Below are 16,527 nucleotides of genomic sequence, written 5' to 3' on the forward strand. Positions count from 1 at the left end.
TCCCATTTTTGTGTAAAATTTTAAATAGTGATGAAGTTTCGAGGTGAATAGAAATGAAACGAATAGATCTCATTTTTAACGCAATACAAAAAGGCAATTATACAGAAGGTGTAACCGCATCAGAACTCGCTACATTTCTGCAACTAGATCGCGCCAATGTAAGTAGCGATTTAAACAAACTTGTAAAAGATAAACGTTTATTAAAAACAAATACGCGACCTGTTCGTTTTTACATAGAAACGAACACTTCGTTGGAAACGCATTCAAAAGACATAACTTCATTAGATACATTTGCAATTGAAAATACGAGCCTTAAAATTGCAATTGAAAAAGCGAAAGCTTCTATTCTCTATCCTCCAAACGGTATGCATACTTTACTACTGGGAGAAACAGGGGTCGGAAAGTCTATGTTTGCTTCTTTAATGCACGAATATGCAATTGAAGTTGAACAGCTTCCAAAAGATGCACCATTTATCGTATTTAACTGTGCTGATTATGCAAATAATCCACAGTTACTACTCGGGCAATTATTTGGGATTAAAAAAGGAGCTTATACAGGAGCAAGTGATCAAAAAGGGTTAATTGAAAAAGCACATGAAGGAATTCTTTTCTTAGATGAAGTACATCGCCTGCCTCCAGAGGGACAAGAAATGCTTTTCACCTTTATTGACCGCGGAGTATACCGCCGCCTTGGAGAAACAGAGAACGAACGTAAAGCACAAGTATTAATCATTACTGCAACAACAGAAGAACCAAATTCATTTTTATTAAAAACATTTACAAGACGTATACCAATGACTGTTACGCTGCCACCACTTCGTGAGCGTACACATAAAGAGCGCTTTGCTTTACTACAGCTATTTTTCACAAATGAAGCAATTCGTCTACGAAAAGACATTCACGTTAGCCCAAATGCAATGCGTGCTTTCGTCTTTTACAATTGTCCCAATAACATTGGTCAATTAAAAACAGATGTTCAAATTGCCTGTGCGAAAGCCTATTCTGATTTGGTCACAAAGAAACGTGATTCTGTCTATGTTTCAAGTACAGATTTACCTTGGTATATGAAAGAAGGATTGTTCATTGAAAGGAAGAGCCGTCACTTATACCAAATACCAAATGAAACATTTGTATTTACAGGTGAGGAAGGTTGGAGTAATCATAAAACAGAAGATGAAAAACGCTCCTCTATTTACGATTATATTGATTATAAATACGAAGAACTTCAAGCACGTGGTATTGAAGAGGAAGAATTAGAATTACTAATAGAAAATGATGTTCAAAGCTTTTTCGTACAATATTTTAACCAAATATCAAAAAAAACAAGCCATGAAAATGTTTTTAAAATTGTGGATCGTAATATCGTTTCCGTATGTGAAAAAATAGCGGAACTTGCTGAAAAGCATTTATCTAAGACGTTTGATGAAAAAGTATTTCTCGCTTTAAGTTTACATGTACAGACAACTCTACAACGTTTACAAAGCGGAAAACAAATACATCACCCACAATTAAATCAGATTCGTACGAAATATAAAGAAGCTTTTTCCGTAGCTATGCAATGCATTCAACTACTGGAGGAAGAATTACAAATAACAATGCCTATTGATGAAGCTGGCTTTTTAACAATGTTCTTCGTTGTTGATCCAATTCCTGCCTCACAAACAGAAGTAAAAGTATTAATATTAGCACACGGTAATGGCATCGCAACTGAAATGGCAAACGTCGCAAACGAACTTCTCGGCATTGAGGAAGTAACCGGTATTGATATGCCGTTACACGAATCACCGAAAGATTTCTTGGAACGTGTGAAAGTGTATATGAAAACACTACAAAATGTAAATGGGCTTCTCTTACTTGTCGATATGGGGTCACTTGCTTATATCGGTGACATATTAGAAACGGAGTTCAAAATCCCTGTACGTGTTCTCTCGATGACGAGCACACCACACGCACTAGAAGCAGCTCGAAAAGCTCAGCTCGGTTATTCATTAGATGCGCTGTATGAAACAGTAAAAAATTTAACACCATTTTACTTAAACGTACAAGAAGAAAAGAAAAAACCTCTCTCTCCAATGAAATCTGTTATTTTAACAGCTTGCTTAACTGGTGAAGGAAGTGCTTTAGCTATTCAAAAAATGTTAGAGAACTATTTACGATTTGATAAAGACTTAATTGAAATTATACCAATTAGTATCGTCCATGAAAAAGATTTAACGAAAATGATTGAGAACATAAAAAAAGAGCGTAACATCATTTGTATTGTCACGAATTTCGATGTGCAAGTACCATGCTTAACATATCATTTCCAAGACATCGTAAACTACACAGCGATTCAGCCAATTCAAGAATTAATTACGTATGAAGAAACATATGCAAAAATGGCGGATATTCTTGAACAACAAATGCAGCGTAACGATGGAGCATTACTTATCAAAACAATTCGTTACGCATTAAATACAATTCAGGAATTAATTTCCTTACAACTAACTCCTGATAGCTTAATGGGTGTTATTCTGCATATGAGCTGTATGGTTGACCGTCTTCAAAAAGGAGAAAGCCTTCTTCCTCACCCTGATAAAGAGAAAAGAAGACAAGATGAGTACTGGATGTATATGAAAGTAAAAAAAGCGTTGCAACCAATTGAAAATACATTTGAAATACAAATACCTGATGACGAAGTATTTTATGTTATGGACTTCTTTATTAAAAATCAGCCTGTGAAAAATTAATCGAGGCCGTTTTTAAAAATATCGACCGTAACGTGAGTTATATCAGCGATTTTCAAAATATATCGGCGTAACTCAGATTATATCAGCGATTTTCAAAATATATCGATTTACCGACAATAATTGCTAAAACTAGCACCTTATATAATGAGAAAAGGCTGTTCCAACATATGGACAGCCTTTGCCTCTATTTCTTTACTTTTCTAACTCGCCCTCTTATTTCTCCTCTTTTTTGTGATTTCGTATGGACATTAACATATACATTTGCTTGAATAATTTCTTGAAGTAAATGTACGAATGATTTCCCTTGTAAAGGTCCCTCAAAATCCTCTACATTCACTACACCAGTAATACTTCCCTCGTTCAAGCTAATCCCTTGCTCCAGTGGACCATACAAATATAAAACAACAGGACCAATTTGAGTAGACTTCCCTAAATGAATTTGACAAGATGTAACCTTTTCTATATTTTTTAGTATTACTCTGTAATGCAATTTCGTTAAATCATCACTAAAAATAAACTCTGCTACCCCAAAAGCTTCTGTATTTACAGGAGGCACTTCCCTCTTACCTGTTAACCTGGCAAAGAAATGTGTTGTCATAAGGCATTCTCCTTATATAAATTTCCCAGCACTACTTCTACTACTTTATGGTTTAAACATAATCATTTATGACTTTTTCAATTTTAATTACAAAGAAAAGATTCACAAAATCTTTACATTGTGATTGTTCCTGTAGATTGAAAGTCTCTTGTATAATGCACATAGAAAAACATTATAGGAGGTTCCATTGAAAACTAACAAATACACTTTTCATACATTATTAGAGATTTTTCTCGTCTCATTTAAATTAGGACTTACTTCATTCGGCGGTCCTGTCGCTCATCTCGGCTATTTCCACCACGAATACGTGCAAAAAAGAAAATGGATGGATGAACGAAGCTATGGAGATTTAGTAGCACTATGTCAATTCCTTCCCGGTCCTGCCAGCAGTCAAGTCGGTATGGGGGTTGGATTATTACGGGGCGGTCTATTAGGAGCTATTATTTCATGGATTGGATTCACTTTACCGTCTTTGCTTGTTTTGGTTTTCTTCGCCTCATTCCTTAATCAGTTCGATCTTGGAAGTGCTGGCTGGATTCATGGACTAAAACTTGTAGCAGTCGCTATTGTCGCTCATGCCATATGGGGAATGGCGCGAAAGTTAACTCCAGATCGAAATCGTGCAACGATTGCGATTGTAACTGCCGCAATCGCCTTATTATGGCCAAGTAGTTGGACACAAGTCATCCTTATTATAATATGTGGCTTTATCGGTTGGTTTTTATATCGCAACCAACCAATTAGCCAATCTCAAAATATAAGAGTACCTATTTCAAAAAAGATAGCAGTTTCTTGCCTCGTCTTATTCTTTGGACTATTACTACTGCTACCAATATTAAGACCGTTCTCTTATTACATCGCTTTATTTGACAGTTTCTATCGCTCTGGCGCACTTGTATTTGGAGGAGGACACGTCGTGCTGCCCCTTCTTGAAGGTGAGTTCGTACAAAACGGAATGATGACGAAAGAACAGTTCCTAGCTGGATACGGATTAACACAAGCAGTACCAGGACCACTATTTACATTCGCCTCTTATATAGGAGCAGTGTTAAACGGGACGCTTGGGGCAATAATCGCAACAATTGCGATTTTCCTCCCTGCTTTCTTACTCGTTATTGGTGTTTTACCATTTTGGAACAATGTGAGAAAAATATCATTCATACAAGGCGCACTACTTGGTGTTAACGCCGCAGTTGTTGGTATTTTAATTGCCGCTTTTTACGATCCTATTTGGACGAGTACAATTATAAATGCTTCAGATTTCGTTTTCGCTTCGCTTCTTTTTTGCTTACTAGCTTTTTGGAAAGCACCGCCTTGGGTTATCGTTATACTTGGAGCTTTTGGCGGATATATTCTATCCATTTTGTAAATAAAAAACGACGGCATGATGTAGCCGTCGTTTTTCTATTAAAACTTCACAAGTTCTATCCCTTCAGGCAACTCACTCTCTGTTAAAATACGCAATTCCTTCACACGATCCATTACGTAAGAAGAACGCTTCACAAGCTCTGGATCAATATAAGCTGGATGAACCATAATTTCTACCGTTTGTTCACCTTGTACTCTTTCTTTTAACTTCACAAAGTAATCTTCCGTCACACCATCCGCATAAAAGTCACTGTAAAATACATCAGAAAATGGATGCACCGCTCTATCTTCCCCACAACGACGAATTGGAACATTATATTTAGCTGCTAATCTCTCAAGAACCTCGTGTAAGATCGGTAATCCGTGTACATGATGATGACTATCTAAATGAGTTGGTGTTAATCCATAAGATAGGAATTTCTCAATTTGAGCAGTCCACTCTCTCTCAACTTCTTCTGGATTTATATTCCCTTCCCTTACAACACTTTGTTTATGAAACGATCCGTCGCTACCTACAAGTGATGGTACGTTTCCAAGAAGTGGTTCCCCTGCTGTTAATACGAGATGTACGCCTACTCCGAGTAGGTTATACTCTTTCGCTAAGCGTACCGCATGCTCTGTTCCTGGCATATTCATCATCATCGTCGTTGAATTTACAAGTCCATTTATATGCCCATCAATAATGCCGTAATTTGTACCTTCTGTAAGACCGAAATCATCTGCATTTACAATTAACTTAATCATCATAATACCTCCTAATAGAATAAAAAAAGCGGGCTAAATAGCGCCGCTTTTACTTCTCTACCTTTTTAAAGAACTGTGGAAGATACTCTTTATGTGCTTCCAACATTTCATCTAAAATTTGTTTTGCAACTTTATCTGATGGTACAAGTGGATTGATTGTCATAGCAAGCAGCGCCTTATGATAATCCCCTGTAACAGCAGCTTCAATTGTTGTGCGCTCGAATGATTTAATTTGTTGTACTAAACCGCGAACTGGTACTGGAAGATCTCCAACTGCAATTGGTTTTGGGCCTTCTTTCGTAATAATACAGTTCACTTCAACAGCTGAATCATGTGGTAAGCTTGCAATTGTTCCGTTGTTTCGTGTATTAACAGGCTGGATATCACCTTTATTATTGTAAATAGACGTAATTAAGCTACATGCTGCATCACTATAATAAGCTCCGCCACGTTTTTCTAATTGTGGTGGTTTAATATCTAAGTTCGGGTCTTTATATAACTCAAATAAATCATTTTCTAATTGTTTTACTACTTCTGCACGTGTACCTTTTTCAACAGAAGCCTCTTTCTCTTCTTCTAACATTTCACGTGTTTTGTAGTAGTAACGATGGTATGGACATGGAATTGCACGAAGGCCCCGAATAAAGTCTGGTTCCCAGTTAAGCGCTGCGATATTTTCCATCGTAATTTGCTTTTCTGGATCTGTCACAAGCTCTAACACACGATCCATTACACTTACGCCATCTAAGTATACATCTAGTCCGTATACCATATGATTTAAACCTGCGAAATCAACGTGGACACGACTTGCATCTACTTCAAGTAATCTTGCAAGACCCATGCGGATTCCGATTGGAACGTTACATAGACCAACTACTCTTTGAATATTTGTATAACGAAGGACAGCCTCTGTTACCATACCAGCTGGATTTGCAAAGTTAATTAACCATGCATTCGGACAGAGCTCCTCCATATCTTTACAAATATCTAAAATAACAGGAATCGTTCTCAACGCTTTAAATAAACCACCAGGACCATTTGTTTCCTGACCGATTACATCATATTTTAATGGGATTGCTTCATCTTTTGCACGTGCTTCTAATAAACCAACGCGAAGTTGTGTTGTTACGAAGTCTGCATCTTTTAATGCCTCACGGCGATCAAGTGTTAAATGTACCTCGATTGGTAAACCTGATTTTTTCACCATACGTTTCGCTAAGTTACCAACGATTTCTAACTTTTCTTTTCCTGCCTCAATATCTACTAACCAAATTTCACGAACAGGAAGCTCATCATAACGCTTAATAAATCCTTCAATTAACTCTGGTGTATAACTAGATCCACCGCCGATTGTAGCAATTTTAATTCCAGTCATGCTTTATTCCCCTTTCACTTCAAACTTTTTATAAAGATCGATAAACTCTGCTGCTAATTCTTTCACTGTAATCGCATTCATTAAATGATCTTGTGCGTGAATTAAAAGAACACTAACCTCTGTTTTTTCTCCTCTTGCTTCTGATTGTATGAGCTCTGTTTGAAAATGATGCGCTTCATTAATCGCTTCTTTCGCCTTTACCATCGCTTCATCTGCTTCTGCCATTTTCCCCTGTTTGGCAAATTGAAGTGCCTCCATCGCAAAGCTTCGTGCGTTACCACTATTTAAAATCAATTGGAATGGAATTTGTTCTGCTGTAGTCATCATAATTACCGCCCTCTCTATAAGGTTCAACCGATTTAAATACCCCTTCAGTTTGAACATGTCTATTAAATTATTATTTTATGAATGATAGTTTGGTGTTCTTGTAGATGAGTATCATCTTTTTGAACATGATATAAAGGTAATTATTCTGACGAGCTATAGGAACTCGCCAGAATAATATTTTTTAAAGTGATACTGAATTGTCGCTTCCTTTTGTTTCAGCTTTTGCAGCCTGTACATAAGTACGGTCACACATTAATACGAATGGATAGTAAATTACTACCGCAATAGCAAAGTTCACCACTTGTAGTGCTGCACCAGCGATGCTTCCGCCCGATACAAGATAACCACTAAAGATTGGTGGCATTGTCCATGGAACTAACGCAACTGTTTTTGGTACCCATCCTAAAGTGATTGCTGTATAAGAAGTAATAACTAATACAACTGGTGTAAGTACGAACGGGATAATTAACGTTGGGTTTAATACAATTGGCGTACCGAAAATAACTGGTTCGTTAATATTAAAGAAACCAGGACCGATAGATACACGGCCTACACCGCGAAGCTGCGCACTTTTCGCTACAAGCATTACTGCCACTAAGAATGCTAACGTTGCACCCGATCCCCCGATATATACGTATACATCAAAGAATGGTTTTGTGAAGATATGCGGTACGTCATATGCAGACATACCATCATTAAATAATTTCATATTTTTCTCTAATGCTGGTAAATAGATTGGGTCAATAATCCCCCCAATAATATTTGGACCATGTAATCCGAAGAACCATAATACGTGAATAAGTAGAGCAATAATAATTGCACTTGGTAATGTACCCGCTAAACCTTGTAATGGTAATTGAATTGTTTCAAATACCATTTTATGAATGCTTGTTCCCGCAAGTTTCACAGCTAATTGAATACCTGCTGTTACAATCAAAATAACGAATGCTGGAACTAACGCTGCGAATGATTTCATTACTGCCGGTGGAACACCATCTGGCATTTTAATTGTAATATCCCTTTGAACAAAGAATCTAAACACTTCTGTTACAAGAAGAGCCACTATAATGGAAACGAATAGACCTTGTGCCCCTGTCCACGCTAAATCAATACCGCCTTCTTTTGGCGTTGTCGGAGAAATAATAATTAATGCACCGAATGTAATGATTGCTGCTGACAACGCATCGACGCCGTAAGATTTCGCTAAATTGTAACTTATCCCAACTGCGACTATGAGGGCGAGTATAGCAAAGGAACCAGTCCACATACCGCCACCGACATCTTTCCAAGCGTCACCAAATGTGCCCTTCATAAAGTTTTGGAAAGCATCAATTGGTAAGTTATTTATAAGTACTGCAAATGATCCAACTAAAATAAGAGGCATAACTGCGATAAATCCGTCACGGATTGCAACTAAGTGGCGCTGCGATCCAATTCTACCTGCGACTGGAACTAAATATTTCTCCATAAATGCAATAAACTTTTGCATTTCGCTTCCCCCCTAATTATTTTTTAAGTGTTAATGCGTGATCTAAAACTGCTTCTCCATTCATCATGCCGTAGTGCATTGGATTGATAACGTCGATTCCAACATTTTTCTCGTCAGCAAGCGTTTTCATTGAAGAGAGCATGTAACGAACTTGTGGTCCTAGTAATAACACATCTGCTTGATCGATATTCGTTTTTACTGCATCCCCAGATACAGCCCAAATCTTGCCTTCTAGACCGCGAGCTTTTGCAGCCGCTTCCATTTTTGTAACTAGTAAACTTGTAGACATCCCTGCTGAACAACATAATAAAATATTCATTTGAAAATCCCCCTTGTGTAGTATAAAAAATTTATGTTTATTTATTTTTCTTTACGCTATTTATTAATGCAATTAGCGTGCCAACTTTTTAAAACCACTAAAATCAGTGCTTTTTCGAGCATTTTCTTTGTGTGTTAACGCTTTCAATTAGTGTGTCGTCCAAAAAATACACAGTGTGTTATAAAACAACACGCTTTTAACACATAACTGTATGAAAATAGATTAGTGTTTAGTCGTCTAGTTGTGTTTAATATGAAAAAACACTAAAAAAACTTTTTCAATGAAAAATAATTCATTATTTTAACCCACTATTTAGTGAAATAAAAAAACCTTGCATAAGCAAGGTTCATTCATCCACCGACATCTTCCTATATAACTCTACAAACTCACTCGCTAATTCTTTCACCGTAATTGCATTCATTAAATGGTCTTGCGCGTGTACCATTAAAAGAGTAACTTCGGTCTTTTCGCCACCAGCCTCTTTCTGGATAAGCTCCGTTTGTACGCGGTGCGCCTCCTTTAATTCCTCTAGTGCTTCTTGTAATTTAGCTTCAGCTTCTGTAAACTCCCCACGCTTCGCACAATCAATTGCTTCCATTGAACAACTTCTCGCGTTTCCCCCATGCAAGATTAAATGAAAAGCTTTCGTCTCTATCGTATCCATTGTAGTTCTTTACTCCCCCTTTTCTTCCGCCAGTTTTTGTTTATCCCATATTTTTAAGAACGGTAAATAAATGAAGAATGCTAGCGCAAAGTTAACAAGTTGCAAAATAACACCTGAAATTTTCCCGCCCGATCCTAAATATCCACTAAAAAGAATAGGTGTCGTCCAAGGTACAGCGGCCCCACTCGGACGTGCAACCCATCCCCATTCCATTGCAAAGTAAGAAACAATTGTTAGCACGACTGGAACTAATATAAATGGAATTAGTAAAAGTGGGTTCATCACAATCGGCATACCAAAAGTTACCATCTCATTAATATTAAATATACCAGGTGCAATTGACAATCTCCCTAAACTTTTTAATTGTTGACTTCGTGCAAATAGTAACATTCCGACAACTAGAGCAAGCGTTGCACCAGAACCGCCCATATAAATCCATAAGTCAAAAAACTGTGCCGTAATCGTATTTGGTACATCTTGCCCAGCTTGAAAAGCAACTCGGTTTTGATCCATTAACGACAACCAAACGGGGCTCATTACACCACCAACAATAGTAGCACCATGAATTCCACAAGACCAAAGAACATGAACGAGAATAACTGCTATTATCGCGCCCCAAAGACTAGCACCAAGTACACTAAGCGGTTCCTGTAAAATTTGTCCTACAATATTATGGATACTGCCAAAAGAAGTATTTTCTATAATTAAGCGCAAAATCCAAATAACTGTGACAACAATAAATCCTGGAACAAGTGCTGCAAATGAACGCGTGACAGCTGGTGGAACTGTCTCTGGCATCTTTATAATTATCTTTTTTTGTACAATAAACCGATAAAGTTCAGTAGATATAAGTGCAATAATCATTGCTACAAATAACCCTTGGCTTCCCATTAATGCAGCTGGGATAGCGCCTTCTACAAGTACACTTTCTTTTGTACTTGGTATAATATATGCAACTTGAAATGGAGTCGCAAGTAAAAACGTCACAAGCGACAATGCCCCGGATGCTAAAGCATCTACTTTATAATACTCTCCAAGTCTGTAAGCGATTCCAAAAACAGCTATTAAAGCCATTATATTAAAAGTTGCACTAACTGGATACCCTAAAGCTCGCTGCCAATTCTCCCCAAACAAACCTGCCATAAAATCTTTATATCCCGGTATCGGCAGTGCACTAATAATGAGGAAAAACGATCCAATAATTAAGAAAGGCATCGTTAAAATAATTCCATCTCGAATTGCTTGTAAATGCCTCTGCTCTGCAACCTTCCCTGCTACCGGCATCACATACTTCTCTAAAAACCGTATCATCTATCCCACTCTCCTCATGGTTTCATTAACAAAGCTGCTTGCAAGATAGCTTCTCCATTACAAAGTCCGTAATGAACAGATTGAATGACATCAACAGGTATCCCTTTATCCTTACATAGTTCTTTCATTTTCGGTAATAAATAACGTACTTGCGGTCCAAGTAAAAGGACATCAGCTTTATCAATATGACTATTCACTTCAGAACCTGATACTGCCCAGATTGTTACTTCTATCCCTCTTGCCTCTGCTGCTTTCTCCATCTTTGTAACAATCAAACTGGAAGACATTCCCGCTGCACAGCAAAGTAAAATATTCATCCCGCTTCCCTCCCCCTTTTTCTCTACCTAAGTTATGGTGCATCCCTTGCCACCACTAGGTTACAAATATATATGTCTAGATTTCCTGCTGTATGCCGAGCTTAAAAACAAAAATTTCTTCGTTTTCACGCTATTCCATTTATCCGTATTCTCCTAGTAAAGAGGACGCTAACTCGCTATAATAATTCAGTATGATTTTTTTAATTGATAGGAGGATATATTTATGAAGGCATATCGCTTTCCACTTATTTTGTTATCTTCTATCCTAATTGGTGGTTTCATTGGTTATTTCATGGGTGCCGATGCAGTTGCTTTAAAGCCGCTTGGTGACATTTTCTTAAACTTAATGTTTACGATTGTTGTACCTCTAGTGTTCTTTAGCATCGCATCGTCTATTGCTAATATGGATGGATTAAAACGTTTCGGTAAAATTATGTCTAGTATGGCTGGGACTTTCTTATTTACAAGTATTTTAGCTGCTATTTTTATGATTATTGTCGTGAAAGTATTCCCGCCAGCACAAGGTGTTGTACTAGAACTAACACAACCTGACAAAGCCGGCAAAGCTGTTAGTGTTGCAGATCAAATCGTCGGTATTTTAACAGTATCTGACTTCTCGAAGTTACTATCTCGTGAAAATATGTTAGCTCTTATTTTCTTCTCTATCTTAATGGGGATTGCAACTTCAGCAGTTGGCGAAAAAGGAAAGCCATTTGCTACATTCCTACAAGCTGGTGCAGAGATTTCAATGAAGGTTGTATCTTTCATTATGTACTACGCTCCAATCGGACTTGCTGCTTACTTCGCAGCATTAGTTGGCGAATTCGGACCACAACTTCTTGGAACTTACTTCCGAGCAGCAATGGTATACTATCCTGCTTCTCTCATTTATTTCTTTGTATTCTTCACATTCTATGCATACCTTGCAGGTCGCAAACAAGGTGTACAAGTATTTTGGAAGAACATGGTCTCTCCTACAGTTACATCACTTGCAACTTGTAGTAGTGCCGCAAGTATTCCAGCAAACTTAGAAGCAACAAAGAAAATGGGTATTTCTTCAGACGTTCGTGAAACAGTTGTCCTTCTTGGTTCTACACTTCATAAAGACGGCTCTGTTTTAGGTGGCGTATTAAAAATTGCTTTCTTATTCGGTATTTTCAACATGGAATTCGAAGGACCGAAAACATTAGCAATCGCACTTGTTGTTTCTCTATTAGTAGGAACAGTAATGGGTGCTATTCCAGGCGGCGGTATGATCGGTGAGATGTTAATTGTATCTCTATACGGTTTCCCGCCAGAAGCACTGCCAATTATCGCAGCAATTAGTACAATCATTGATCCTCCTGCAACGATGTTAAACGTAACAGCAGATAACGCTTGTGCCGTAATGACAGCTCGCCTTGTAGAAGGTAAGAACTGGATCAAAAACAAATTTGCTTAATAAATAGAAAGAGGATGCTCGTTTTGAGCATCCTCTTTCTTTGTTGTTAATCCATTCCGCCACAAATTTGTTAAAACCTTCACAAATATTCCACACCTCTTATCCATTCTCCGTACTATAATCATGTATGGAAAAGGAGATGGACACAATGACACAAAGCGCACCAGAATTTAAAGTTTTGCAAAGCATTGCATTTCTCGCTGTCGTTTTGCAAAGTTCTTTATTATATACAATGAATCAAGGAAATGTCTTACTTGAGCAATCCCTCATTATGGGCATGCTATTTAATCTTGCAAAATTCTCAGCACCAGCATTCATATTTATCGTTGGATTTCACTTAATTCGTCACTATACAAAGCAATTAGTATACAAAGAATATATTTCCGAAAAAGCGATACACTTACTCATTCCTTATTTCTTTTGGTCTATTCTTTACTTATTAACAACAAATAATCTTATTACGTTACAAAGTGGAATAAAAAGTTTATTACTCGGAACAGCCGCTCCCCATCTTTGGTACGTTATTATGATGTTCCAAATTCACTTATTGTTCCCTTTACTATGCACACTTTTTTATTGGTTTCAAAAACGAACAGAAAATAAAAAAGACATATATAAATATATGACCTTTTTCGCTTGCCTATATTTTCTATTAATGTGGTTCTCTTCTCACTATATTTTTAATGGAGAAAAATTAACAAGTTCAACAATTTTACATTATACAGATCGATCATTTCTATTCTACTCATTCTATTTCGTTATGGGCGGCATTGCCGCTGTAGCACTAAAAACTTGGCGTCTATTCGTCATGAAACATATCCCGCTTATAACAATATTATTTTTCATCTTATTTTTATTCATCAATTATGAGTTGTTTAGTTTTTACGGAGCAAACTCTATTCATTTAACTGTTTCTACCTATTTAAAACCATCTATGTTTTTATATATCGTATGCGAAATTATCATACTGTATGTGTTATCTATTATGATAGTACAGCGTCGTGGTTTCTTATATAAAACGTTACGTTTCATTGGTAATTACACGTATGGTGCTTATTTAGCTCATTTATTCTTCTTGCAACTATGCACAAAACTTCTTTCCTTATTCACACTGCAAGAAAATACTATATTATATGCCCTATTACTATTTGTGTTAACGGCCATTATCTCTATTTCAACAATGGTCATTTGTAGCACAATACCATTTCATACTTGGATTACAGGGCCTTCTCCTACAACAAAGATGAAATGGACGAAGGTTGTATTACGAAAAAATCATAAAAAACTATTCAAGCCATATATTTGATATAATAATACGCATATAAAAAGAAAGCGAGAGACACCTATGATTAATCAAGTTGGACAAATTATGCTATATGTAAATAACCAAGACGAAACAGTACAATTTTGGACAGAAAAAGTAGGGTTCCAAATCATTGCGGAAGAAAATAACGGAAACGGATTCCGCTGGATTGAAATTGCACCGGCGAAAGAAGCAGGAACAAGCATCGTCCTTCACGATAAAGCGTTAATCGCGAAGATGCAACCTGAACTAAACCTAAATACGCCTTCACTTATGTTCTTCTCAAATGACTTAGACCGTCTATATAAAGATCTTTCTGAGAAAAATGTCACAGTTGGACAGGTTGTAGATTTACCTACTGGTAGAGCATTCAACTTTGCTGATAATGAAAATAATTACTTTGCAGTAATGGAACGCAAATAAAAAATAAGCTATCCGAAAAAATCGGATAGCTTATTTCATTTTAAGAAACTTGTTCTACATTCGTTTCTCTATGCTGTATATGACTCGTGATCCAAGCAATTCCACCGGCAACAACGAGATAACATAACAATATTAAAATTTGCATTTGTAATTGCGACCAATCTCCTAAAGAAATAACATCTTGTAATCCTCTAAGAGAATGAGACATTGGGAGAAACTGTCCAATTTTGCTAAGAACAGCTATGTTTAATTCTCCTGGGAAAGTACCTCCGCTCGTCGCTAATTGCAGGACAAGAAGCGTTACCGCTAAGAACTTTCCAACAAGACCAAATACTGTTACTAGCATAAGAATAAATGTCATAAACGTAAAGGAAATAACAATACTTGATAAAACAAAGAGTGGCACACTTGCGACTTCTAATTTCATAACACCTAGCACAACTACATCTACGAGTAGCGCTTGAATGAGTCCAATTAAATATACCAATCCTAGTTTATTAATAAAATGTACCGTTCCGCTTACCTTCATGTTTTGTCTGCGGCCAAGAGGTAAAATATTCGATGCCATAATTCCGCCAACATAAAATGCAAGTGATAAGAAATATGGTGCAATGCCTGAACCGTAGTTAGGAACGTCAGAAACTGTTGACTTCACTAACTGAACTGGCTCTGAGAACATCGTATTGCGTGCATCATCATTACGAACATCCGCTATCTTCTCTGCGCCCTCTCCTAATTTCGTAGAAAGTTCTTTCGCACCATCATCAAGTTTAACAAGTCCATTTGTTAATTTACTAGCACCGTTATTCAGCTCCGTTCCACCACTCGCAAGCTGATTTACACCTTCTTGCAGGGATGTAAATCCATTTCCCCACTTCATAAATCCATCAGCCAAATTCGATGCACCATCTGCTATCTTTTTCGTTCCAGCAGTAGCTTCATTTAACTTAAATCCGAATGTATTCATGCCTTCTTCAATCTTATGTTGACCATCAGTTAGCTTCTTCGCACCTTGTGTCAATTGTTGTTGGCTATTATTTAAAGTACTTGTTGCTTTAGCTAGTCCATTAGACGTAGCAACAATTTTTTGAAAAGCGGGATCTTGCTGCACTTCTGGATGATTTTTCACGTACTCTTCTAATTGTTGTTTCACACTATTGGCCGCCCCATCCGCTTTTACTTGCCCTTCAGCAAGCTTCTCACTTCCGCTCACCCATTCATTTGTACCAGCACTTAATTCACTAACTCCTGATTGTAACGTTTTTTCACCTTGTGCTAATAACTCCATACCACTATGAAGTGATGTCGCTCCTTGACTCAGCTCATTTGCTCCCCCCGTTAAGGCAGATTGGCTAGACGCAAGCTTGTCACTTCCTTCTTTCAATTTCGATGTCCCGTCACTTAAACGATCAATACCATTCGCAAGCTGATTCGCTCCATTTTTTGCATCGGTCGTTCCTTCATGTAACTTCTCAGCACCATTACTTGCATCACTCAACCCTTGTGCCAAATCTTGAAACTTTGAAAAAACACCTTCTGTATATGATTTCGTAATACTGTTTGAGATTTTTGTTTTCATATTTTCAACAGCTGTCGTTCCAATTTGAGCCGCTACAAAGTTTTTACCTGGATTTACTTTGTACTGCAACTTTGCTGGCTCTGGTTTCTCATCCATAAGTGTACTTACCTTTTTAGAGAAATCTTCCGGAATCGTAACAACCATATAATATTTATCTTCTTTTAACCCTTCATCCGCACTTTTTTCTGATACGAAATGAAAAGCCAATTCCTTATTCTCTTTTAAATTTTTAACAAAATCGTCTCCTGCATGAATTGTTTTTTCATCCATCGCAGCACCCTTATCTAAATTCACAACCGCAACAGGTAATTTATCTAATTTTCCGTACGGATCCCAATATCCAGCTAAAAAGAATCCTGAATAAATTAACGGAACGATTAATAAAAAAATTAAAGCGATACGTCCATGTTTATGGTGCCACATCGCTTTCCAATCTTTAAATATAAGTTTAATTCCCTTCATGAAACATACTCCTCTTCTAATTTAACACCCTTCGAATGGTTTAACAGATTTACTATACACGTCACTTTACATACTGTA

The 16,527-nt window shown here is 37.2% G+C and carries 15 protein-coding genes; 5 read left to right on the forward strand and 10 right to left on the reverse strand.

Annotated features, from left to right (window positions below; translation table 11 throughout):
* The first annotated feature begins 53 nt into the window (after window positions 1-53).
* Window positions 54-2,729 carry a PRD domain-containing protein gene (locus tag N2V80_RS25820; RefSeq protein ID WP_000820967.1) on the forward strand — a complete coding sequence of 892 codons (2,676 nt, stop codon included), beginning with the start codon at window positions 54-56 and terminating at the stop codon, window positions 2,727-2,729.
* A 184-nt stretch (window positions 2,730-2,913) separates the two neighbouring features.
* Here N2V80_RS25820 and exsM read toward each other — a convergent pair whose 3' ends face one another.
* Window positions 2,914-3,327, reverse strand: a complete 414-nt coding sequence (gene exsM, locus N2V80_RS25825; RefSeq protein WP_000207046.1) for an exosporium regulatory protein ExsM — start codon at window positions 3,325-3,327, stop codon at window positions 2,914-2,916.
* Between the two features lie 187 nt (window positions 3,328-3,514).
* On the opposite strand from exsM, the gene N2V80_RS25830 reads away from it, so the two are divergent.
* The gene (locus tag N2V80_RS25830; RefSeq protein WP_061655223.1) at window positions 3,515-4,696 is read left to right on the forward strand and encodes a chromate transporter; all 1,182 of its coding nucleotides are present in this window, start codon (window positions 3,515-3,517) and stop codon (window positions 4,694-4,696) included.
* Between the two features lie 38 nt (window positions 4,697-4,734).
* On the opposite strand, the gene chbG is transcribed toward N2V80_RS25830, so the two are convergent.
* From chbG to N2V80_RS25870, 8 genes are all read right to left on the reverse strand, one after another.
* Window positions 4,735-5,439 carry a chitin disaccharide deacetylase gene (chbG, locus tag N2V80_RS25835; protein ID WP_044584987.1) on the reverse strand — a complete coding sequence of 235 codons (705 nt, stop codon included), beginning with the start codon at window positions 5,437-5,439 and terminating at the stop codon, window positions 4,735-4,737.
* Between the two features lie 49 nt (window positions 5,440-5,488).
* Entirely contained in the window at window positions 5,489-6,814 is a 1,326-nt protein-coding gene (celF, locus tag N2V80_RS25840; protein ID WP_000145762.1) for a 6-phospho-beta-glucosidase, read from the reverse strand.
* Between the two features lie 3 nt (window positions 6,815-6,817).
* Complete coding sequence (locus tag N2V80_RS25845) at window positions 6,818-7,141, reverse strand: PTS lactose/cellobiose transporter subunit IIA (RefSeq protein WP_061655222.1); 324 nt, start codon at window positions 7,139-7,141, stop codon at window positions 6,818-6,820.
* A gap of 181 nt (window positions 7,142-7,322) precedes the next feature.
* Window positions 7,323-8,630, reverse strand: coding sequence for a PTS cellobiose transporter subunit IIC (gene celB / locus N2V80_RS25850; protein WP_001168848.1), 1,308 nt, complete (start codon window positions 8,628-8,630; stop codon window positions 7,323-7,325).
* Window positions 8,631-8,646: 16 nt separating this feature from the next.
* Window positions 8,647-8,949 carry a PTS sugar transporter subunit IIB gene (locus N2V80_RS25855; protein ID WP_001023567.1) on the reverse strand — a complete coding sequence of 101 codons (303 nt, stop codon included), beginning with the start codon at window positions 8,947-8,949 and terminating at the stop codon, window positions 8,647-8,649.
* A gap of 346 nt (window positions 8,950-9,295) precedes the next feature.
* A complete protein-coding gene (locus N2V80_RS25860; protein WP_000379645.1) occupies window positions 9,296-9,613 on the reverse strand; it encodes a PTS lactose/cellobiose transporter subunit IIA in 318 nt (105 codons plus the stop codon).
* Between the two features lie 9 nt (window positions 9,614-9,622).
* Window positions 9,623-10,924: a PTS cellobiose transporter subunit IIC gene (celB, locus tag N2V80_RS25865; protein ID WP_061655221.1), complete on the reverse strand. Its 1,302-nt coding sequence runs from the start codon at window positions 10,922-10,924 to the stop codon at window positions 9,623-9,625.
* A 14-nt stretch (window positions 10,925-10,938) separates the two neighbouring features.
* On the reverse strand, window positions 10,939-11,241 hold the full coding sequence (locus N2V80_RS25870) for a PTS sugar transporter subunit IIB (RefSeq protein WP_001023554.1): 303 nt from the start codon (window positions 11,239-11,241) through the stop codon (window positions 10,939-10,941).
* A gap of 223 nt (window positions 11,242-11,464) precedes the next feature.
* Here N2V80_RS25870 and N2V80_RS25875 point away from each other — a divergent pair, with 223 nt between their 5' ends.
* The 3 genes from N2V80_RS25875 (at window position 11,465) to N2V80_RS25885 (ending at window position 14,408) form a co-directional block, all read left to right on the forward strand.
* Window positions 11,465-12,682: a dicarboxylate/amino acid:cation symporter gene (locus N2V80_RS25875; RefSeq protein ID WP_000649376.1), complete on the forward strand. Its 1,218-nt coding sequence runs from the start codon at window positions 11,465-11,467 to the stop codon at window positions 12,680-12,682.
* A 148-nt stretch (window positions 12,683-12,830) separates the two neighbouring features.
* On the forward strand, window positions 12,831-13,988 hold the full coding sequence (locus N2V80_RS25880; protein WP_000194320.1) for an acyltransferase: 1,158 nt from the start codon (window positions 12,831-12,833) through the stop codon (window positions 13,986-13,988).
* 39 nt (window positions 13,989-14,027) lie between these two features.
* The gene (locus tag N2V80_RS25885; RefSeq protein ID WP_000610162.1) at window positions 14,028-14,408 is read left to right on the forward strand and encodes a VOC family protein; all 381 of its coding nucleotides are present in this window, start codon (window positions 14,028-14,030) and stop codon (window positions 14,406-14,408) included.
* A gap of 40 nt (window positions 14,409-14,448) precedes the next feature.
* Here N2V80_RS25885 and N2V80_RS25890 read toward each other — a convergent pair whose 3' ends face one another.
* Window positions 14,449-16,449 carry a YhgE/Pip domain-containing protein gene (locus N2V80_RS25890; RefSeq protein ID WP_000676213.1) on the reverse strand — a complete coding sequence of 667 codons (2,001 nt, stop codon included), beginning with the start codon at window positions 16,447-16,449 and terminating at the stop codon, window positions 14,449-14,451.
* Window positions 16,450-16,527 lie beyond the last annotated feature (78 nt).

Source organism: Bacillus sp. FSL W8-0640 (assembly GCF_038007725.1).
Classification (GTDB): Bacteria; Bacillota; Bacilli; order Bacillales; family Bacillaceae_G; genus Bacillus_A; species Bacillus_A cereus.